The sequence below is a fragment of the Streptomyces sp. NPDC053542 genome, from assembly GCF_044544685.1.
Lineage (GTDB): Bacteria > Actinomycetota > Actinomycetes > Streptomycetales > Streptomycetaceae > Streptomyces.
This window is the reverse complement of the sequence record NZ_JBITXL010000014.1, coordinates 69,273-88,416: the sequence shown is the minus strand read 5'-3', so window position 1 is coordinate 88,416 and position 19,144 is coordinate 69,273. Positions and strand designations below refer to the sequence as shown.

Below are 19,144 nucleotides of genomic sequence, written 5' to 3'. Positions count from 1 at the left end.
GGTGATCCCCTCTTGAGTGGTGGTGCACCGTGGATGGATCAGTGCGCAATTCGCCGTGACTCACGCGGCCGTTGCGGGCACGCGGTTCCACTGCGGGAGCATCAGCAGCCCGGCGAGGAGCGCCGCGGCGGCGAAACCGTAGAAGAGGGCGGTGCCGGAGAGGAAGCCGGGCAGCAGGCCGCCGAGGATCGCGCCCACCGAACCGCAGCCGTTGACCAGTCCGGCGGCCGTGCCCGCGCCGCCGGCGCTGCCGAAGTCCACCGCCGCGACACAACTGATCATCGCGTCCGCCGCGTACACGGCCAGCCCGATCACCGCCAGCACCGCGATCATCACCGCCGCGCTGCCGGTCGCCGTCAGCGGCATGAACAGCGCCAGCGCGGCGGTCAGCAGGGCCAGTGCCAGGACGCACGGCGGGACGCGGCGGGAGCGGAAGACGGTGTCGGAGACCCAGCCGATGACGATCGGGGCGAGCACGCCGGCGACACCGAACGCGATGGGGATGAGCGTGGCACCGACCTTGCCGACCTCCGGGAGGCGACGGCTCACGATGACGGGACCCCACAGCAGGATCGCGTACCGGGCGGGCTTGAGCAGGAAGTACGCGGCGCCCAGCGTCAGCACCATGCGGTCGCGCAGCGCCTCCTTGTAGAGCACCAGGGCACGCTGCCGGGGCGGGGTTGCCGCTGCCTCCGGCGCCTCCTCCGTATGGCCCGGATCCTCCGTACGGTTCGGATCGGGCAGCCCCACGTCCTGCGGCGTGTTCCGCTGGAAGACCAGGAACAACACCAGCACGACGGCCAGTGTCGCCGCGCCCGCGAGGAACGCCGCGTGCCAGCTGTCGAAGACCTCGTACGCCCACCAGCCCAGGAACGGCGGCGCGGCGAGCCCGCCGAACGCGTAGTTGCTGCTCCAGATGCCGAGCACCCGGCCCCGCTCGCGCACCGTGAAGAAGCTGCCCATGTTCTTGCACAGCGGCGCCCAGCCCGTCGACTGCGCCAGCCCCTGGAGCACCATCGCGCCGCCGAAGACCAGCACGGCGCTGCTGACGCCCATCGCGCACGCGGCGAGGACCGCGCCGACCATGCCGCCGGCGACCACCACCCGCGGCCCGAAGCGGTCGGCCCACATGCCCCACAGGAACTGCCCGGCCGCGTACGCCGCGAGGTACACCGCGTCCAGCACGCCGAGCACCTGCTCGGTCAGCACCCCGTTGACCAGGGGGTCGTCCAGGATGCCGAGCTTGGCGACCGAGAACGCCTGGCGGACGAAGTAGAAGCCCGCGTACGCGAGCCAGGTGACGGCGAAGATCTGCCGGCGCCAGCGGGTCATCCCCTTCAGCGCCTCCCGCGTGGAGAGCGCGGGTCCGGGTGGTGGTGACGGTACGGACTGCGGTGCGAGGTCGGCCATGGCGGAGTCCTGTCCCTCGGCCTGGATTCGGGCGTGACGGGGCCCCGGCGCGCGCCTCGGCGGCACGCCGGGGCCGGGTGGTGCGTCCGTATGCGGGGGGTTGGTGTGACGGTGGGTCAGCCGGTTTCGGTGTGACGGTGGGTCAGTCGGTGAGCGGCACCCCCGCGGCCACCGACGTGCCCACCCAGTAGCTGTCGAAGTTGCGCAGCCGGTGGCCCTGCGGGACCGGTCCGACGTGCGCGTTCACCAGGAACGGCACCCGCTGCTCGGTGAGCCCGCCGTGCGAGCGCAGCGGCTCCTTGAACCCGGAGATGTCGTGCCGCGCGGGCGTGGTGCCCAGTACCGTGTTGCGCTCGGCGATGACGACCAGTTCGCCGATCCGGTCGCCCGGCAGCTCGAAGCGGACGCAGGCCCGCTCCCGGCCCAGCACCTCGGACACGCCGTCTAGGCGGGCCAGTCCGGCGCGGAGCGTGTCCGTGTCGGCGCCCTGCGGCAGGTGCACCGTCGCGTACGAGCCGAGCGCCCCGTGGTGCACGGTGTACGGGTCGGTGATCGGCAGCACGACACGGGCGGCGCCCGCGCCCAGCCGGGCATCCAACTCGTCCTGGAGGAACACCACTTGAGCGTCCCCGCCGCCATCGCTCTTGGCGTTCATCCCGTGGTCGGCGGTGACGACCAGCACGGCGCCCAGCGCGTCGATCCGCGCGAAGTAGCCGTCCAGCATGGCGTAGAAGTCGTTCGCGACGGGGGAGCCGGGCGCGTGCTTGTGCTGGATGTAGTCCGTCAGCGACAGATACATCAGCTCCGGGCGGTCCCGCTCCAGCACGTCCACGCCCGCCGCCATCACCAGCTCGCTCAGCTCGGCGCTGTAGACCGACGGCAGCTCCATGCCGACCCGCTCCAGCACCTTCTCGATGCCGTTGTCCTGCTGGGTGACCTGGTCGGCCTTCTCGGCGGAGAAACAGATGCCGTCCTTCAGGTCCTTGCCCAGCAGCCGGCGCAGCTTGTCCTTGGCGGTGATCACCGCGACCTTGGCGCCGGCCCGCGAGAACTCCGCGAACAGCGTCGGCGCCCGCAGCAGCTCGGGATCGTTCATCATGACCTCGGCGTCGGCGGCCGGGTCGTAGAAGTAGTTCCCGCAGATGCCGTGCACCGACGGCGGCACCCCGGTCGCGATCGAGAGGTTGTTGGGATTGGTGAAGGACGGCATCGTGCAGTCCGCGCGCAGATCGCTGCCGTCCCGCAGCATCCGCTCCAGGAACGGCATCCGGCCGTCGGCGATGGCCCGCTCGTGATAGGCGTCCTCGCTGCCGTCGATGCACACCACGACGACGGGCCGGGCGGGCCAGGCGTAGCCGCGTCCGTTGACGGTCAGCCGCTCGGTCCGCGGCCCGCTCTGCCGCTCGGCACCAGCTTCCTTCATGTGCGGATCCACCCCTGTGGTCGAAGTCGGCGGCCGGTCGCGCCGCCCTGCCCCACCAGGGAACACCGCCCGGGCCCCCGGCAGAACCACCGGAATCCCTATACCGCTCATAGCCTCGGCGCGCATGGCCGGTTCCCCCGTTGTGCGGCGTCCCGCGCCGGTGTGCGATCGACCTGCCGGCCGTCCGCACGAGGGGGAGTGGTGATGACCGACCAGGAACCGGGGAATCCGCCGGACGACGCCGCGGTGGGCGTCGTCCTGGCGGGCGGCGGTGCCCGGGGCGCGTACGAGGCCGGCATGCTGGCGACGCTGCTGCCGAAGCTCGCGGAGTTCCGGCAGCGGCCCGATGTGTTCATCGGCACCAGCGCCGGGGCGCTCAACGCGGTGCTCTTCGCCTCGCTGGCCCACCTGCCCGCGCAGCAGGCCGCCGACCAGGCGCTGCGGGCCTGGCGGGGACTGACGAGGCGCCAGGTCTTCACGCCCTTCCTGCCCGCCGTGCCGGCCCTGTCGTGGCAGTACCTCGGCGCACTGATCGACCCGGCCCGGCCGCCGGTGTCCGGCCTCCTCGACACCCGCCCGCTGCGGGAGACCCTGCGCGCGAAGCTGGACTGGCACCAGTTGCACGCCAACATGCTGAGCGGCACGGTGCAGGCCGTCGCGGTGGCCACCACGGCCTGCTCCAGCGGCCGGACCGAGATCTTCGTCGAGGGGCAGCGGGCCGCCGAACTGCCCGGTAGCGACGCCGACCGGGCGGTGGACTACTCCCGGACCGTGCTCACCGAGGAACACGTCCTCGCGTCCGCCGCCATCCCGGTGGCCTTCCCGCCCGTGTACATCGAGGAGGCCGAGGGCTGGTACATGGACGGCGGCATACGGCTCAACGCGCCCATCAAGCCGGCCATCGCGCTCGGCGCCCGCCGCGTCGTGATCATCGCCACCACCCCGCTGCGGTACCTGCCCCGCACCCCTGGCGGGGGAGGGCCCGCGCCCGCGGTGGCGGACGTCGTCGCGCAGATCCTGAACGGCGTGCTGTCCGACCGGATGATCGAGGACACCCGGACGCTCGGCAAGGTCGACGAGCTGCTGAGGTCCGGGGGCCGGGGCCGCAGCCCGGGCGGACGGCCGTACGAAGTGATCGAGTACCTCTTCGGCGGCCCGCCACCCGGCCAGGGCGACCGGCTCGGCGAGCGCGCCGCCTATGTCCTGGACACGTACTTCCGCGGCCTCCGCCAACTGGCCGACCTCGACCTGGCCGTGCTGTCCTTCCTGCTCGGGCCGGGGCACAGCCGGGGCGAACTGCTCAGCTACCTCCTCTTCCGGCCGGAGTTCATCGACGAGGCCATCCGGCTGGGGCAGCGGGACGCACAGCTCATCCTCGACAGCGTGGGCGACGACCCGGACGAGCTGTGGCGCAACGACGCCTGTTAGCCCGTGCGCCGGCGGCCCCGCAGCCCGAGAGCGCCGACGGCCAGCAGGAGGGCGACCGTGCCCAGGGTGAAGGTCTCGAAGGTGGCCCGGGAGACGCCCCAGGTGTCGGCGAAGTCGTACCGCAGGCCGACGAGGTGCTCCAGGGTGCCGGGGAACAGCGCCACCCAGGAGCCCAGCACGATCCACGCGTACACCAGCGACGCGCACACCACGAAGCCGCGCGTGCCGAACGGCACCTCGTACGGGCGGGGCACCTCCGCGTGCCGCAGCCGCAGCCGGATCAGGGCCGGCACTATCGCGAGGTACGACAGCAGCAGCGTGGTGATCGCCACCGTCAGGACGACGCCGAAGACCGCGGCGGCGTCCCCGGACGCCAGGTGCATCGCGGCGACCATGAAGAGCGTCGCGGTGATCCCGGAGAGCAGGTTCATCCGTACCGGGGTGCCGAGCCGTGCGTGGAAGGCGCCCAGCCCGCGGCTGAAGAACCCGCCGTCGGCCGCCGTCATCGCCTGCATCCGGTCGCTGACGATCATCCACGCGCTGCCCTGGGTGAGCAGTGCGAAGACGAACAGCACGGCGGCCGTGGTCAGCAGCGGCCCGCTCCAGTCCCCGTACACGGCGAAGACCAGCCGCGCCGCGTCCATGAACCCGCCGATGCCGGTCACCTGCCCGGCCGGTGCCGCCGAGAGGATCGCCAGCACGGGGAGCAGGTAGCAGCACGTCGCGATCAGCCCGGAGATCCCGATGGAGACCGGGACGTCCCGCTGCGGGTCGTGCATCTCGTCGCCCGCCGCGTTCGGCGCCTCGAAGCCGACGTACGCGAAGAGCAGCACCGGCACCAGGCCCAGGAAGCCGACCGTGGTGGGGGCGAAGGAGGCGTGGTCCAGGCCGCGGAAGCCGTGCTCGACGCCGTACGCCACGGCCGTGCCGGAGAAGACGGCGAGCGCCAGCACCTTGGCCGCGGCGCCCGCCGTGGTGATCCACTTGCCGCGGCGCAGCGACACGATCGCGGTGAGGATCGCCGCCCAGATGAACAGCAGCTTGAACGTGTAGTCGGCCACCGTCCCGGAGCCGAGCGGGAAGACGAAGCCGTCCCAGGACTCCGCCGCGATGAACACCAGCGAACCGCCGAGCCACACCGGATTGGTGACCCAGTAGAACAGCGTGGTGAGCGCCGCGGCGGTGCGCCCGAAGGCCAGCTTCACCCAGACGTACGGGCCGCCCTCCTGCGGGAAGGCAGCCCCCGTCTCGGCGAAGACCAGCGCGTACGGCAGCAGGAAGCCCACCGCGATCGCGGCGATCCAGGTGACCGCCTCGCCCCCGCCGGCGGCGATCTGCCCCAGCACGTCGAAGGAGATGACGGCCGCCACGCCCATCGCCATGATGTCGAACCGGCGCAGGCTGCGGTGCAGGTGGGGAACGGTCTCAGGGGGAGGGGGCGGTGGTGCGGGTGCGGATCTGGTGGGTGGTACGGACACGGCAGTGCGCCCTTCCAGTCGTGGCCGGTTGCGTCGTGGCCGGTTGCCTCATGGCGGGTTGCCTTGCGGCCGGTTGCGGAGGAGTGGCTCAGTCCCGGATCTCTCCGGCGGGCGTGGTGCGTTCCAGCACCGACCGCATCGCGGTCACCGTCTCCTTCACCTCCGCCTCCGTCATGACCAGCGGCGGGGACAGCACGATGCTGTGCGCGGAGTCCCGTACGATCACGCCCGTCTCGCGCCGGATCACATCGTGCGGCATCCGCTCCGGCCGCACCGGCAGCGGCACGCGCGTCGCCTTGTCCGCGACCAGCTCGACGGCGAGCATCATGCCCACCGACCGCACCTCGCCGACCACCGGCAAGTCGCCCAGCTGCGCCTGGAGTTCGTCGTGCAGCGCACCGCCGATCTCCACCGCGCGGGCCAGCAGTCCCTCCCGCTCGATGATGTCGAGATTGGCCAGCGCCACCGCGGCGGCGACCGGGTGACCGTTGTAGGTGTAGCCCATCGGGAAGCCGTGCTCGCGCAGCAGCTGCTCGGCCACCCGGTCCCCGACCAGCAGCGCGCCCAGCGGCGTGTACCCGGAGGTGATGCCCTTGGCGGTGACGATGATGTCGGGGGTGACACCGAAGTGCTGCGCCGCGAACCACTCGCCGACCCGCCCGTACGCCGTCACGACCTCGTCGAAGATCAGCAGGATGCCGTGCCGGTCCAGCACCTCCCGCACCCGCGGCCAGTAGTCCGCCGGCGGTACGAGCATCCCGCCCACGCCCATGATCGGCTCACCGATCATCGCCGCGATGTTGCCGGGCCCGATCTCCGCGATCCGCTCCTCCAGCTCGCGGATCAGGAAATCGCACGGGTCCTCGCCGCCGTACAGCTCGGTGCGGTACGGCCACGGCGGCGTCAGGTGGCTGACGTGCGGCATCATCGGCGCGAAGCCCTCGTGGTACAGCGGGAAGCCGGTCGCCGAGCCGCCGCCGTAGCCGATGCCGTGGTACGCCTTGTCCCGCGCGAGGATCCAGGTGCGCGAGGACTCACCGCGCCGGTGGTGGTAGTAGCGCGCCATCTTGATCGCGGCCTCGTTGCCCTCCGAACCGCCGGAGGTGAAGTACACGTGGCCCAGGCCCTCGGGCGCGAGCGAGGTCAGCCGGGTGGCCAGCTCGATCGCCCGGTCGTTGGAGAACTCCCAGAAGCTGGTGAAGTACTCCAGCTTCTCCATCTGCTCGGCGGCCGCCCGCGCCACCTCTTCGCGGCCGTGCCCGATCTGCGCGAGCCAGAGCCCGCCGGTGGCGTCCAGGTACGAGCGCCCCTCGGCGTCGGTGAGCCGGCAGCCGGAGCCCTCGGTCATCACGACCCGCTCCTCGACGGTGCCGGGGAGGTACGGGTGGATGATCCGGGCGCGGTCGGCGGCGGCGAGTTCGGTATGGTTCATGGTGTTCCCTTCAGGCGGTCTTCGTGGTCATGGTCAGGGCGGTCAGCGCGAGCGTCTGCGCGGTCGCGATCAGGTCGTTGACCTCGATGTACTCGTCGACGGTGTGCAGGGTCGGCGAACCGTCGGGGCGGGTGGCGGTGGGTCCCAGGCAGACGGCCGGGGTACCGCCGAAGCGGGTGAGGGTGGCGGCATCGGTCCAGGACGGCTCGCCGACGACGCGCGGCGCGCGGCCGAGCCCGGCGGCGGCCCCGCTGAGCGCCCCGACCAGGGCGTGCTCAGCCGGTACCTCAGCGGGCGCAAGCTCGGTGTCCCACGCGAAGACGGGCGGATGCGCGGCGAGCCAGCCATCCGACCCGGTGGCCTTGCGTACGGTGTCCTCGATCTCCGTACGGACCCGGCTCGCCCAGCCGCCGCCGTCCGCCTGCACCGGCAGATACGTGACGTCCAGGCAGACCTCGCAGGAGGCCGGGTAGGTGACCCACCACTCGCCGCCCTTGATCATCGTGGGCACGATCGACGGCGGCGGGAGGAGCGGGTGGCGGTGCGCGGGGTCGGCCGCCCAGCGTTCGCGCAGCTCCCGCAGCGCGTCGAGGACCGGGAGCGTCTTCTCGATGGCGTTCACCGCGCCGCCCGACCGCCAGTCGCCGGGCGGGAACTCGGCGTGCCCCGGCCGCCCCGCCACGGTGACCGTCCCGCCGAGGATGCCGCGCTGGGCGGTCACGACGTTCAGATCGGTGGGCTCGGGCACGACGGCGGCGTCGGCGCGCACCCCGTACCCGACCGAGGCGAGCGTGCCCGCGCCGTTCCACTCCTCGTCGGTCGCCGTGTTGATGAGCAGATCGCCGGGCAGCCGGATGCCGAGCGCGGCGAGCGCCTCCGCCGCGACCACCGCGGCCGCGATGCCGCCCTTCATGTCGCACGTGCCGCGCCCGTACAGCCGCCCGTCCCGCACCTCGGCCCGGAACGGGTCCGAGGTCCAGTCGCCGCGCGGCTCTGCCGAGACGACGTCGATGTGCCCGTTGAACAGCAGGCTGCGGCCGCCGCCGGTACCGGGGAAGCGCGCCACGAGCTGCGGCCGCCCGTCGAAGCCCAGCCCCGGCGGGGTCTGCGGCGACTCCGGCAGGTCACCCGGCTTCGGCGTCCACACGTCCACCGTGGCGCCCGCGGCCCGCAGCCGCCCGGCCAGGAACTCCTGCAGCTCCGCCTCGTCCCGCGCCGGCTCGCCGGCCGACCCCCGTACGGTCGTGTCGAAGCCGACGAGGGCGGTGGTGAGCGCGACCAGGTCGTCCGCCCGCCGCGCGATCTCCTCCTGAACTCTCTGCTCGACGTCCTGACGTTGCGTCATGCGTACTGGATCCATGTCGTCTTCAGCCCCGTGTACTTCGCGAAGGAGTGCAGCGAGAGGTCCCGGCCGAAGCCGGACTGCTTGAAGCCGCCGAACGGCGTCACCGGGTCGAGCGCGTCCACGGTGTTCACCGACACCGTCCCGGCGTGCAGCGCGTCGCTCACCCGGTGCGCCCGGCCGATGTCCCGGGTCCACACCGAGGCGGCCAGCCCGTACGGCGAGTCATTGGCGATCCGCACCGCCGCCGTCTCGTCCGCGAACGGCAGCACGGCCAGCACCGGGCCGAACAGCTCCTCGCGGGCCAGCGGCGCGTCCGGGGCCAGGCCGGTCACCACGGTCGGGTCGAGGTAGGCGCCGGGGCGGTCGGGGCGGGTGCCGCCGCAGGCCACCGTCGCACCCGCGGCACGCGCGGTCCGCACCGCGCCCAGCACGCGGTTGGCCTGCGCCTCGTCCACCAGCGGGCCGAGCGCGGTCGCCGGGTCGAGCGGGTCGCCGGGCCACCACTGCCGTACATGTTCGACGACCCGGGCAGTGAACTCCTCGGCGATCGAACTCTCCACGAGCAGGCGGGTGTTGGCGGAGCACACCTGCCCGGAGTTGTACAGGAAGCCCCAGGCGGCCTTCTCCGCGGCGGCCTCCAGGTCGGCGTCGGCGAAGACCAGGTTGGGGCTCTTGCCGCCGCACTCGGGCCAGACCTGCTTGAGGTTGGACTCGGCGGCGTAGGAGAGGAAGAGCTTGCCGACGGCCGTGGAGCCGGTGAAGGCGAGTACGTCCACGTCCGGGTGGCGGCCCAGCGCCTGCCCCGCCTCCTCGCCGAAGCCCGGGACGACGTTCAGTACACCGTCGGGGATGCCGGCCTCCGTCGCGAGCCGGGCGAGCCGCAGCGCGGAGAGCGGTGACTGCTCGGCGGGCTTGAGCACGACGCTGTTGCCGGCGGCGAGCGCGGGCGCGAGCTTCCAGCTCGCCATGTCCAGCGGGAAGTTCCACGGCACCACCGCGCCCACCACGCCCAGGGGCACCCGCCGGACCGTCGCGAGAGAGCCCGGCGCGGTCGGCGCCACCTCGTCGTACAGCTTGTCGACGGCCTCCGCGTGCCACGCGAAACACCCGGCCGCGCCCGGCACGTCCACGGTCAGCGTCTCGGTGATGGGCTTGCCCATGTCGAGGGTGTCCAGCAGTGCCAGCTCCTCGCCGTGCTCCGTGATCAGCTCGGCGAGCCGCAGCAGCCGGCGCTTGCGCTCCGCGGGCGCGAGCCGCGACCAGCGGCCGTCCTCGAAGGCGGTACGGGCCGCGCGCACGGCCGCGTCCACGTCCGCCGCGTCGCAGCGGGCGACCTCGGTGGTGGTCTTGCCGGTGGCGGGATCGACGTCGGAGAAGGTCCGGCCGTCGGCGGCACGGGTGTAGCGGCCGTCGATGAACGCCCGGGTCTCCGGGGCCAGTTCGGCGGCCCGGTGGCGCCAGTCGTTGTGGGTGAGATCGGTCATGGGATGCGGCTCCAGGTGAGCGGGGCGGCGGGGGCGGGCGGCGCGGTACGGCGCACGCGCCGCCGCGCCGCGTACAGGTACGCGGGCGTGGTGAAGAGCAGTCCGGCCAGCCAGCCGAGGTCGGTGTCGCCGAGGGCGTGGGCGAGGGGCCCGGTGTAGAGCGTCTGGGACATGAACGGGACCTCGATCAGGATCCCGAGGGCGTAGACGCCGAGCGCGGTGCCGTTCCAGCGGCCGTAGACCCCGCCGTCCCGCGCGAAGAAGGACGGCACGTCGTACGCACCGTGCCGGACGAGGTAGAAGTCGACGAGGTTGATCGCGGTCCAGGGGATCAGGACGTACTGCAGGAGGTAGATCAGGTTCAGATAGCTCGCCATGAAGGAGTCGGCGAACGCGGCGGCCAGTACGAAGGAGAGGACGCCGAGGGCGAGCGAGAGCAGCGCGCGGACGGCCGGGCCCGGCAGCCAGCGGTGCGCGAAGGTCTGCACGGCGGTGACCACGCACAGCGTCGCGCCGTAGAGGTTCATCGAGTTGGTGAGCATGGTGACCGCGGCGAAGGACCACAGGGCGATCTGCGCGAGCGGGCTGCCGAGCAGCTGCGACTGCGCGGCCACGGGATCGTCGCCGCCCACCGCGAGGCCCACGGCGACGCCGACCAGCATCGGCAGGACGCTGCCGAGCACACTGCCCCAGTACGTGCACCACAGCGTGGAGCGGACCTGGGCGCGGTCGGCGGGCATGTAGCGGGAGTAGTCCGAGACGTAGGGCGCGTAGGCGATCTGCCAGAGCACGCCGACGGAGACCATGCCGAGGAAGCCGCCGAGCGAGAAGCCGCCGCGGGTCAGGAACCCGGCGGGCAGCCCGCCGAAGGCGATCCAGGCGGCGCCGATGAGCTGGACCGTGCCGAAGAGCCAGGTGGTCAGCCGGCCGATGCCGTGCATCAGGCGGTAGCCGACGACGGTGACGACGAGGCTGACGGCGGTGCCGAGCGCGATCCCGGCGTCCACGGGGACGGCCGGCAGCGCCTGCTCCAGCGACTGCGCGCCGAGCACCAGGTTGGAGGCGAAGAACCCCTGGTACATCACGACCACGACGAGGACCACGGCGAGCGCGCCGACGCTGCCGAACTGGCCGCGGCTCTGGATCATCTGCGGCACGCCCAGCTGCGGCCCCTGCGCCGAGTGCAGCGCCATCAGGAAGCCGCCGCCGAGGTGGCCGACGAGCAGCGCGAGCACGCTCCATGCGAAGGACAGTCCGAAGACGGTGGGCGCGAGGGCGCCGGTGACCATCGTGAGCGGGCCGAGGTTGGAGGAGAACCAGATGGTGAACAGGTCACGCGTGCGGCCGTGCCGCTCGTCGTCGGGGATGACGTCGATGGTGTGCCGCTCCACGGTGGCGTTCGCTTCGCGTGCCACACCGCCTCCTAGTGAGGGGGAGGGATCCGGGGGAGAGCTTCTCTGCGGTGATTCTTTGAACTGAGATTCAAACTATGGGACGGTACTCTGTCAATGCATCGCGGGGGAGAAAGTCGCATTCGCTGAAGTGAGAAACGGGGAATTTACGGCATGGCAAGGACCAAGAACCAAGGCGCCCGCCGGGAAGCGCTCATCGAGGCGGCGGGCCGGGCGATCACCGGGCGCGGGCTGGCCGGCCTGCGGATCAAGGACATCGCGGCCGAGGCGGGAGTCTCCGCGGGCTCGGTGCTCTACTACTACCCCGAGCTCGACGACCTCGTCTTCGAGGTCCACCAGAGCGCGGTGGAACGTTATCTGACCAACCGTCACGCCGCCACGGACGACGCCGGCGACCCGGTCGAGCGGCTGCGCGCGGCAGCGGCGAGCGGCCTGCCGCGCGACAGTGACGACGCCACCCACCGGCTGCTGTACGAACTGCACGGCCTCGCCGACCGCAGCCGCCAGCACGCCACACTGATGGCCTCGCTCTACGCCCGCGAGGCCGCGCTCTACACCACCCTCCTCGAACTGGGCGCCGCCAGCGGCGACTTCACCCTCGACCAGCCGGCCGCCGTCGTCGCCCGCGACCTGGTCGCCCTGGAGGACGGCTACGGCCTGCACATCATCAGCCGCAACCCCGCGGTGGACCACGCCGCGGCGCGCGACGCGGTCCTCCGCTACGCCCGTACGGTCACGGGGTGCGACCGGCTGTGAGCCGCTCCCGCTGCCGGGGGTCCGACGCCAGCGACACCGCCGTCAGCGCCAGCGCCGTCGCGCCGTCCAGCACGGCGCGGTCGGCCTCCGGCGTGACGCAGTGCGCCGCGAACTCCTTCTGGTGATTGACCGCGGGCAGCGACCCGATGCCGATGTAGGGATGGATCGCGGGCAGCACCCGCGAGACGTTGCCCATGTCGGTCGAGGCACGGTTCATCCGCGCCTCGGGCGCGGACGGCGGGGTGAACTTCCGCCCTACCGACTCCGCGTGCGCCCGGTACAGCCCGAGCATTTCGGTGTCCGTACGGAACTCCGCGTACGGCGGGCTCTCGTGCGCCACCGACAGCTCGCAGCCGGCCGCCAGCGCCCCCGCCTCGAAACACCGCTCGATGCGCGGCCGCACGGCCGCCAGCTCCTCCAGCGAACCGGCCCGTACGTACCACCGCCCACTGGTGCGCTCGGGGATCGCGTTGGGTGCCTCGCCGCCGCGTGTCAGCATCCCGTGCACCCTTACGGAGTGCGGGAGTTGCTGACGGAGCAGGCCGATCGCGACCTGCGCGACGGTGAACGCGTCCGCGGCGTTGCGGCCCTGCTCCGGATAGGCCGCGGCGTGCGCCGCCTTGCCCTCGTAGTCGATCCGCAGATGCGCCACCGCGTACGGCTCTGCCTCCGCGACGTCCACCGGGCCCGGATGCACCATCATCGCCGCGTGCATCCCGTCGAACGCACCGCGCTCCAGCATCAGGATCTTCCCGCCGCCGCCCTCCTCGGCCGGCGTGCCCAGCACCGTCACCGTCAGCCCGAGGTCGTCGGCGACCCGGGCCAGCCCGGCTGCGGCCCCCACTGCCGAGGCCGCGATGATGTTGTGCCCGCAGGCGTGGCCCAGGCCCGGCAGCGCGTCGTACTCCGCACAGAGCGCGAGGTGCAGCGGCCCGGAGCCGATCGTCGCGGAGAAGGCGGTGGGCAGGTCGCAGATCCCGGGCGTGACCCGGTAGCCCAGGCCGTCGAGGGCGGACGCGGTCCAGTCCGCGGCCCGCTCCTCCTCCCAGGCGACCTCGGGGTGGGCGTGGATACGGTGGCTGAGGGCGAGCAGGGCCCCGGAGGAACCGGCGACGGCATCCCGTACGGCCGCCTCGGCACCGCTCATGCCGGATCACCCGGCACGCCGTACCCAGGAGCCGCCGCCGGGTCCAGCGCGCGCCGCACGTAGTCCGCCGCCTGCGGCTCCCACCGTTTCCACAGCGCCGCCAGCTCCGCGACCGGATCGCCGTCCGTCCAGTCCACCCGCAGATCGGTCACCGGCCACGGCACCTGCCCGCTGACCAGCAGCCCGGCCGAATGCACCGGGCCCGCTTCGCCGCCCGCCGCGGCCCCCGCTGACAGTGCGTCAACCAGCCGCTGCGCCAGCGGAGCCGCGGGCTCGGCGGCGAAGGCGGCCAGCATCGCGGCCGGCACTCCCGGATCGGCGAGCAGATTGCCCGCCGCGACCGCGTCCGGGCCGACGGCTTGCGCGTGCACCCCGAGCGTGCGGTCACCGGAGTACGCGGCGGGCTCGCCGGCCGCCCCGACGGCCGTCAACTGCCGCCAGTCCACGTGCCGTACGGCCTGGGTGAGCCGCGCCACCGCGGTCTGTGCGTCCGTGCCGCCCGCCAGCGCGTCCAGCAGTTCGGGACCCAGCCGCGGATCCGTCACGTTCTGCGAGCAGGCGGCGCCGACGCCGGCCCGTACATAGGCACAACGCGCGGCGACGGCGGGGGAGGACGAGGACACCACGACGCCGAACTCCCCGGTACGGGGACAGCGTGCGGCCAGCGAGAACGTCATCGGCCCGCCTCCGCCCTGAGCGCCGCGGCCGCGGCCCGCCGCTCCTGCGGGATCACCGCCGTCGCGTCGATCTCCACCAGCCACTCGGGCCGGGCCAGCGCCGAGACGACGAGCCCGGTCGAGACGTAGTGCACGCCCTTCAGCCAGCGGCCCATGACACGGTAGACGGGCTCGCGGTACCGGATGTCCGTCAGATAGACGGTGATCTTCACGATCTCGTCGAGCCGGCTGCCGCACTCCCGCAGCAGCATGTCGATGTTGGCCATCGCCCGCTCGGCCTGCGCGGCGACATCGCCCACCCCGACGTTCTCGCGGGTGTCCAGGTCCTGCCCGATCTGGCCGCGCAGATACACGGTGCCCTCGGCGACCACCGCCTGCGCCAGGTCGTTGGAGAGGTCCTGCTCGGGATAGGTGTCCGCCGTGTGGAAACAGCGGATGCGGTCGTGCGTGGTCACTTGGCCTTCCTTCCCAGCGTGCCGAGTACGTTGTCCGACAGTCCCGCCGCGTCCTTCACCAGGTCCAGCGGGCCGTCCCAGTCGAAGTTCCGGTACACCGCGCCGAGGTGCGCGAACGGCGGCGACTGCGCGAACAGCTGGAAGGTGAGCCGGTGCCCGGCGTAGTCGGAGTTCAGCAGGTCACGGGCGTAGGCGAGGAGCTTGCGGCGGTCCTCCGCGACCCAGTGCTCATTGACCGAGTAGAACTTCTCCAGCCACGGCGCGGTGTCCGGGTGGTCGAAGGACGCCTTGTCGGGCGTGATGCAGATCTGCCCGCCGCACAGCTCCCGCGCGATGTGCATCATCTCGTGCAGCTGCGAACATGCCAGCACGCGGCCGGTATAGAGCAGGGACTGATTGGGCATCAGCAGCCCGCCCGGGCTCGGCTCCGCCATCGCCACCGCCGCCGTCAGATGCGCGTTGATGCCCTCCCGGTAGCAGGCCAGCGTCGCCAGCTTCTCCTGCACGGCCTGCTGCTTCTCCAGCCCGGTCTGCTTCACGTTCCACAGCGCGGCGCCGATCATCAGGTCCGCGAGCCGCAGATTGCGCTGCGTGAAGGCGTACGCGCTGTAGCGGTGCAGGGTGGCCCGAATGAAGGTGGCCGCCTTGGTGTCCCGGTAGAACAGCACGTTCTCCCAGGGAATCTCGACGTCATCGAAGACGACGAGGGTGTCCACCTCGTCGAAGCGGTTGGCGAGCGGATAGTCCTCGGCGGGCGCCCGGCCCGCGAAGCCGGTGCGGCAGATGTACTTCAGCCCCGGCGAGCCCATGTCGAGCATGAACCCCAGGGCGTAGTCCGAGAGTTCGGAGTCGCCCCAATTCGCGATCGTGGGCTTGGTGAACGCCTGGTTGGAGTAGGCCGCCGCGGTCTCGTACTTCGCACCGCGCACCACGATCCCGCGGTCCGTCTCCTTCACGACATGCAGCAGCATGTCCGGGTCCTGGTCCTGCGGGCGCTTGGAGCGGTCGCCCTTGGGGTCGGTGTTGGCCGACACGTGGAACGGGTCGCCGAAGCACGCCTTGTCGATGTGGCGCTTGACGTTGTCGCTGTACGCCGGGTTGATCGCATCCAGCACGTCCTGCCCGTCGATCAGCGACCACACCTCGCCGATCGTCTCGTCACCGACGCGGGTGACCACACCGCCGACGTCCGTCAGCACGGCGTCCGTTGCCGCCCGCTTGGCGTCCCAGTCCTCTCGCGTCCGCGGCGGCTTCTGCTGGACCGCGTTGACCTCGCCGGTGTCCGGGGCGGTGTACGTCATGACCTCACGGGTGTCCGGCTCGTGGGCCATGTCGTAGATGCGGGCCCGGATGTCGACCAGCGGCTTGAAGGCGGGGTGTGCGGTGACATCGGCGACCTTCTCGCCGTTGATCCACACCTCCCGGCCGTCGCGGACCGACTCCCGGTACTGCTCCCCGGTACGGATCATGCGGGTGCTCCTAACGAAGAGGGGGACTAGAGCGGGCGGGGCGCCCCGTAGGCGCGGGCGTGATGCACGAGCGGCGCGGCATCCGTGACGGACGAGGCGAGCACCTCGCCGATCAGGATGCGGTGCGTACCGTGCTCGTACGCGTCGGCGAGCCTGCAGTCGAAGACGGCGGCCGCACCGGCCAGGGTGGGCGCGCCGGTGTGCAGGGACAGCCAGCGCGCACAGCCGAAGTCGTACGGCTCGTAGGGGGGTCCGCCACCGGCGGGTCGGCCCGCGAACACGTCCGAGACCTGGGCCTGGTCCACGGCGAGCACGTTCACGGAGAAGACGGCGTTGCGTACGGCCGCGTCGGCGAGCGGGCTGCGGCGGTTCACGCACACCAGCAGCGACGGCGGGTCGGCGGACACCGAGCTCATCGCGCTGACCGTCTGCGCGAAGCGTCCGGCCGCTCCGTCGGTGGCGACCACGGTCACGCCGGTGGCGGCATTGCCCATCGCGGCGACGAAGTCCGCGCGGGCCGTCCGGGGATCCACCGCGTCGTCCAGAGTGAGGGTCATCATCAGCCTCCCGAGGCGTGCGGGCTCTGCTGAGACATGACTATGGGCGCGCCGCTCTGCATCCGTAAAGCAGAGGTTTTCGACCTACTGCATCGGTTTTACAGATGCAGGGACTCCGGCAGGCCAAGTGGGCAGGTCAAGCGGGCAGGAAGGGTGGGCAGGTCAAGCCCCCAGCGCCGTCCGGCAGACGGCCGCGAACGCCTGGGCGCGCGCCGTCGGGCGGATGCCCGCGAGCCGGGCCAGTACCACCGGCAGGGCGGGCAGCGGATCGGTCAGCCGCAGCGCCACCGCCCGCCCGCCGTCGTACGTCGCGTCGTGCACCGGCCGCTGGTTGAGGATCGCGAAGCCGTGCCCGGCCGCCACCATCGCGCGCACCGTCTCGTAACTCGTACTGCGATGCCGCACCCTCGGTTCCACGCCCGCCTTCAGGAACAGCGAGCGGAAGTAGTCCCGGCTCAGCGGCAGATCCAGCAGGATCATCGGCTCCGCCGCCAGCTCCGCCAGCCGAACCGCACCCGCTCCCGCCAGCGGATGGTCCGGCGGCACCAGCGCGTACGGCGGCGCCACCGCCAGCACCTCCCGCTCGATGTCCGGGTCCAGCCCCAGGTCGTACAGGAGCGCCAGCTCGCAGGCACCGCCGCGCAGGTCGTCCTGCACCGCCCGGATGTCGCCCTCGGTGACCTGCACCCGCACCGCCGGGTGCGCCTGCCCGAACTCCCGCAGCAGCCGCGGCAGACAGAACGGCGCCAGCGTCTGGAAGCAGCCCACCGCCAGCTCGCCCACCAGCTCCGTCCCCAAACTGCGGGCCGTCTCCGTCAGGTCCTCGGCGTGCGTGAGGAAGCCGCGCAGCTCGTGCAGGAAGCGCTCGCCGGCCCGGGTCAGCGACAGGCCCTTCGCATGCCGCCGGATCAGCAGCTGCACCCCCAGCTCCCGCTCCAGGTGGGTCACCGCGGTCGAGATCGCCGACTGCGAGACATTGATCCGCTGGGCGGCCGCGGTCATGCTGCCGAGCTCCGCCGCGGCCAGGAAGTACCGCAGCTGTACGAGGGTGAAGTTCGCGTCCTTGGGCATGGGGCAGCTCCTGTGCGTCGTGATGACGGGATCCTGCCATCCCCGCTGCATCGGTTCATCAGATGCAGGAGCGCGGATTTCTCTGATTGACCGGATCAACAGGGCTCGCCGAGACTCCCTGCCACCACACGTGAGGCGAGGAGACGCCCGTGCCCGAACCATCGGAAGCGCTCGAACAGCACACCATCGACCACGTCCCCGAAACCGAACGGCACGGCCGGGTCCGCGACCTGTTCACCATGTGGTTCGGGACCAACATCGCGCCGTTGCCGCTGGTCACCGGCGCGATGGGGGTCCAGGTGTTCCACCAGTCCTTCGTCTCCGCGGTCCTCGCCATCGTCGTCGGCCAGCTCGTCGGCGGCGTCTTCATGGCGCTGCACTCGGCGCAGGGGCCGCAGCTCGGCGTGCCGCAGATGATCCAGAGCCGGGCCCAGTTCGGCTCGGTGGGCGCGCTGCTCATCGTGGTCGTGGCCGCCGCGATGTACGTGGGGTTCTTCGCCTCCAACATCGTCCTGGCGGGCAAGTCCCTGCACGGCCTCGCGCCCGCCGTCCCGGTCGACGCGGGAATCCTGCTGGGCGCGGCCGGCTCGGCGGCCATCTGCCTGATCGGCTACCGCCTGATCCACCACCTCAACAAGATCGCCACCGTCGTCCTCGGCCTCGGCATCCTCGCCGGCCTCGCGATGGTCGTCGCCCGCGGCCTGCCCGGCGACTTCCTCACCCGCGGCTCCTTCACCTTCGCCGGCTGGCTCGCCACCGTCTCGCTCAGCGCCCTGTGGCAGCTGGCGTTCGCCCCGTACGTCTCGGACTACTCGCGCTACCTGCCGCGCACGGTCCGCACCGCGAGCACCTTCTGGGCCACCTACTGGGGCTCCTGCCTCGGCTCCGCGCTGCCCTTCCTCGCCGGTACGGTCGTCGCGCTGGTCAGCCCCGACCCGGACGCGGTCGCCGGATTCCACGACGCGGCCGGCGCCTTCGGCCCCGTACTCCTCCTGCTCTTCCTCTTCAGCGTCATCAACCACAACGCGCTCAACCTCTACGGCGCGGTCCTCTCGATGATCACCATCGGGCAGACCTTCCGGGCCCGCTGGCAGCCGCGCGTCGCGGCCCGCGGCGCGGTCTCCGCACTCGTCCTGGCCACGTCCCTGCTCATCGCCCTCGGCCTCTCCCGCGACTTCGTCGCCCACTTCGTCAATCTCGTCCTCGTCCTGCTGGTCGTCCTCGTCCCCTGGACCGCGATCAACCTCATCGACTTCTATCTGCTGCACCGCGGCCGCTACGACTTCGACGCCCTCTTCGCCCCGGACGGCGGCCGCTACGGGCGCTTCAACCCGGTCGCGCTCGGCTCGTACGCCCTCGGCATCGTCGTCCAGATCCCCTTCCTCGCCACCGACCTCTACACCGGCCCGCTCGCCGCGCACCTCGGCGGCGCCGACCTCTCCTGGCTGGTCGGCCTGGCCGTCACCGCACCGCTCTACTACCTGTGGGCCCGCGCGCGGCAGGGCGCGGGGGAGAGGGCCGCGGACCCGGCCGGTACGGACGGTTCGGTCGTGGCCCTGTCCGGCGGGCAGCCGGAGAGCTAGGCTGCGCGCGGCCAGGT

At 72.1% G+C, this 19,144-nt stretch carries 16 protein-coding genes; 3 read left to right on the top strand and 13 right to left on the bottom strand.

Annotated elements, in window-relative coordinates:
- Positions 1-60: 60 nt before the first annotated feature.
- Together ACIGXO_RS32060 and phnA are read right to left on the bottom strand one after the other, a co-directional pair.
- Positions 61-1,410, bottom strand: coding sequence for an MFS transporter (locus ACIGXO_RS32060; protein ID WP_399793903.1), 1,350 nt, complete (start codon positions 1,408-1,410; stop codon positions 61-63).
- A 142-nt stretch (positions 1,411-1,552) separates the two neighbouring features.
- Positions 1,553-2,833 (bottom strand): phosphonoacetate hydrolase, encoded by a 1,281-nt coding sequence (gene phnA / locus ACIGXO_RS32055; protein WP_399793901.1) that lies wholly within the window; start codon positions 2,831-2,833, stop codon positions 1,553-1,555.
- A gap of 204 nt (positions 2,834-3,037) precedes the next feature.
- On the opposite strand from phnA, the gene ACIGXO_RS32050 reads away from it, so the two are divergent.
- Positions 3,038-4,261, top strand: coding sequence for a patatin-like phospholipase family protein (locus tag ACIGXO_RS32050; RefSeq protein ID WP_399793898.1), 1,224 nt, complete (start codon positions 3,038-3,040; stop codon positions 4,259-4,261).
- Here ACIGXO_RS32050 and ACIGXO_RS32045 read toward each other — a convergent pair.
- The 5 genes from ACIGXO_RS32045 to ACIGXO_RS32025 all read right to left on the bottom strand — a co-directional run bounded on the left by ACIGXO_RS32045 (position 4,258) and on the right by ACIGXO_RS32025 (position 11,415).
- Positions 4,258-5,739 carry an APC family permease gene (locus ACIGXO_RS32045; RefSeq protein ID WP_399793896.1) on the bottom strand — a complete coding sequence of 494 codons (1,482 nt, stop codon included), beginning with the start codon at positions 5,737-5,739 and terminating at the stop codon, positions 4,258-4,260. The genes ACIGXO_RS32050 and ACIGXO_RS32045 overlap by 4 nt on opposite strands.
- A gap of 88 nt (positions 5,740-5,827) precedes the next feature.
- Positions 5,828-7,171: an aspartate aminotransferase family protein gene (locus ACIGXO_RS32040; protein ID WP_399793894.1), complete on the bottom strand. Its 1,344-nt coding sequence runs from the start codon at positions 7,169-7,171 to the stop codon at positions 5,828-5,830.
- A gap of 10 nt (positions 7,172-7,181) precedes the next feature.
- Positions 7,182-8,516, bottom strand: a complete 1,335-nt coding sequence (locus ACIGXO_RS32035) for an ArgE/DapE family deacylase (RefSeq protein ID WP_399793892.1) — start codon at positions 8,514-8,516, stop codon at positions 7,182-7,184.
- The gene (locus ACIGXO_RS32030) at positions 8,513-10,000 is read right to left on the bottom strand and encodes an aldehyde dehydrogenase (protein ID WP_399793890.1); all 1,488 of its coding nucleotides are present in this window, start codon (positions 9,998-10,000) and stop codon (positions 8,513-8,515) included. Before ACIGXO_RS32030 ends, ACIGXO_RS32035 begins: the two co-directional genes overlap by 4 nt.
- Positions 9,997-11,415, bottom strand: a complete 1,419-nt coding sequence (locus ACIGXO_RS32025) for a purine-cytosine permease family protein (RefSeq protein ID WP_399793888.1) — start codon at positions 11,413-11,415, stop codon at positions 9,997-9,999. The genes ACIGXO_RS32030 and ACIGXO_RS32025 overlap by 4 nt, the downstream gene beginning before the upstream one ends.
- A gap of 150 nt (positions 11,416-11,565) precedes the next feature.
- On the opposite strand from ACIGXO_RS32025, the gene ACIGXO_RS32020 reads away from it, so the two are divergent.
- Positions 11,566-12,168: a TetR/AcrR family transcriptional regulator gene (locus ACIGXO_RS32020; protein WP_399793886.1), complete on the top strand. Its 603-nt coding sequence runs from the start codon at positions 11,566-11,568 to the stop codon at positions 12,166-12,168.
- Here ACIGXO_RS32020 and ACIGXO_RS32015 read toward each other — a convergent pair.
- The 6 genes from ACIGXO_RS32015 to ACIGXO_RS31990 form a co-directional block, all read right to left on the bottom strand.
- A complete protein-coding gene (locus tag ACIGXO_RS32015) occupies positions 12,146-13,315 on the bottom strand; it encodes a M20 family metallopeptidase (RefSeq protein WP_399793884.1) in 1,170 nt (389 codons plus the stop codon). The two genes, ACIGXO_RS32020 and ACIGXO_RS32015, sit on opposite strands and share 23 nt — an antisense overlap.
- Complete coding sequence (locus ACIGXO_RS32010; RefSeq protein ID WP_399793882.1) at positions 13,312-13,992, bottom strand: DUF1028 domain-containing protein; 681 nt, start codon at positions 13,990-13,992, stop codon at positions 13,312-13,314. The genes ACIGXO_RS32015 and ACIGXO_RS32010 overlap by 4 nt, the downstream gene beginning before the upstream one ends.
- Positions 13,989-14,447: a RidA family protein gene (locus tag ACIGXO_RS32005; RefSeq protein ID WP_399793880.1), complete on the bottom strand. Its 459-nt coding sequence runs from the start codon at positions 14,445-14,447 to the stop codon at positions 13,989-13,991. The genes ACIGXO_RS32010 and ACIGXO_RS32005 overlap by 4 nt, the downstream gene beginning before the upstream one ends.
- The gene (locus ACIGXO_RS32000) at positions 14,444-15,916 is read right to left on the bottom strand and encodes a 4-hydroxyphenylacetate 3-hydroxylase family protein (RefSeq protein ID WP_399793878.1); all 1,473 of its coding nucleotides are present in this window, start codon (positions 15,914-15,916) and stop codon (positions 14,444-14,446) included. The genes ACIGXO_RS32005 and ACIGXO_RS32000 overlap by 4 nt, the downstream gene beginning before the upstream one ends.
- Positions 15,917-15,942: 26 nt before the next feature.
- Positions 15,943-16,476, bottom strand: a complete 534-nt coding sequence (locus tag ACIGXO_RS31995) for a flavin reductase family protein (protein ID WP_399793876.1) — start codon at positions 16,474-16,476, stop codon at positions 15,943-15,945.
- Between the two features lie 159 nt (positions 16,477-16,635).
- The gene (locus ACIGXO_RS31990) at positions 16,636-17,544 is read right to left on the bottom strand and encodes a LysR family transcriptional regulator (RefSeq protein ID WP_399793874.1); all 909 of its coding nucleotides are present in this window, start codon (positions 17,542-17,544) and stop codon (positions 16,636-16,638) included.
- Between the two features lie 149 nt (positions 17,545-17,693).
- Here ACIGXO_RS31990 and ACIGXO_RS31985 point away from each other — a divergent pair, with 149 nt between their 5' ends.
- Entirely contained in the window at positions 17,694-19,127 is a 1,434-nt protein-coding gene (locus ACIGXO_RS31985; RefSeq protein ID WP_399793872.1) for a purine-cytosine permease family protein, read from the top strand.
- Positions 19,128-19,144 lie beyond the last annotated feature (17 nt).

Excerpts from the sequence above, each read along its gene's own strand:
- ACIGXO_RS32060 (WP_399793903.1), bottom strand. The coding sequence starts at position 1,410 with ATGGCCGACCTCGCACCGCAGTCCGTACCGTCACCACCACCCGGACCC.
- phnA (WP_399793901.1), bottom strand. The coding sequence starts at position 2,833 with ATGAAGGAAGCTGGTGCCGAGCGGCAGAGCGGGCCGCGGACCGAGCGG.
- ACIGXO_RS32050 (WP_399793898.1), top strand. The coding sequence starts at position 3,038 with ATGACCGACCAGGAACCGGGGAATCCGCCGGACGACGCCGCGGTGGGC.
- ACIGXO_RS32040 (WP_399793894.1), bottom strand. The coding sequence starts at position 7,171 with ATGAACCATACCGAACTCGCCGCCGCCGACCGCGCCCGGATCATCCAC.
- ACIGXO_RS32035 (WP_399793892.1), bottom strand. The coding sequence starts at position 8,516 with ATGACGCAACGTCAGGACGTCGAGCAGAGAGTTCAGGAGGAGATCGCG.
- ACIGXO_RS32030 (WP_399793890.1), bottom strand. The coding sequence starts at position 10,000 with ATGACCGATCTCACCCACAACGACTGGCGCCACCGGGCCGCCGAACTG.
- ACIGXO_RS32020 (WP_399793886.1), top strand. The coding sequence starts at position 11,566 with ATGGCAAGGACCAAGAACCAAGGCGCCCGCCGGGAAGCGCTCATCGAG.
- ACIGXO_RS32015 (WP_399793884.1), bottom strand. The coding sequence starts at position 13,315 with ATGAGCGGTGCCGAGGCGGCCGTACGGGATGCCGTCGCCGGTTCCTCC.
- ACIGXO_RS32010 (WP_399793882.1), bottom strand. The coding sequence starts at position 13,992 with ATGACGTTCTCGCTGGCCGCACGCTGTCCCCGTACCGGGGAGTTCGGC.
- ACIGXO_RS32000 (WP_399793878.1), bottom strand. The coding sequence starts at position 15,916 with ATGATCCGTACCGGGGAGCAGTACCGGGAGTCGGTCCGCGACGGCCGG.
- ACIGXO_RS31995 (WP_399793876.1), bottom strand. The coding sequence starts at position 16,476 with ATGATGACCCTCACTCTGGACGACGCGGTGGATCCCCGGACGGCCCGC.
- ACIGXO_RS31990 (WP_399793874.1), bottom strand. The coding sequence starts at position 17,544 with ATGCCCAAGGACGCGAACTTCACCCTCGTACAGCTGCGGTACTTCCTG.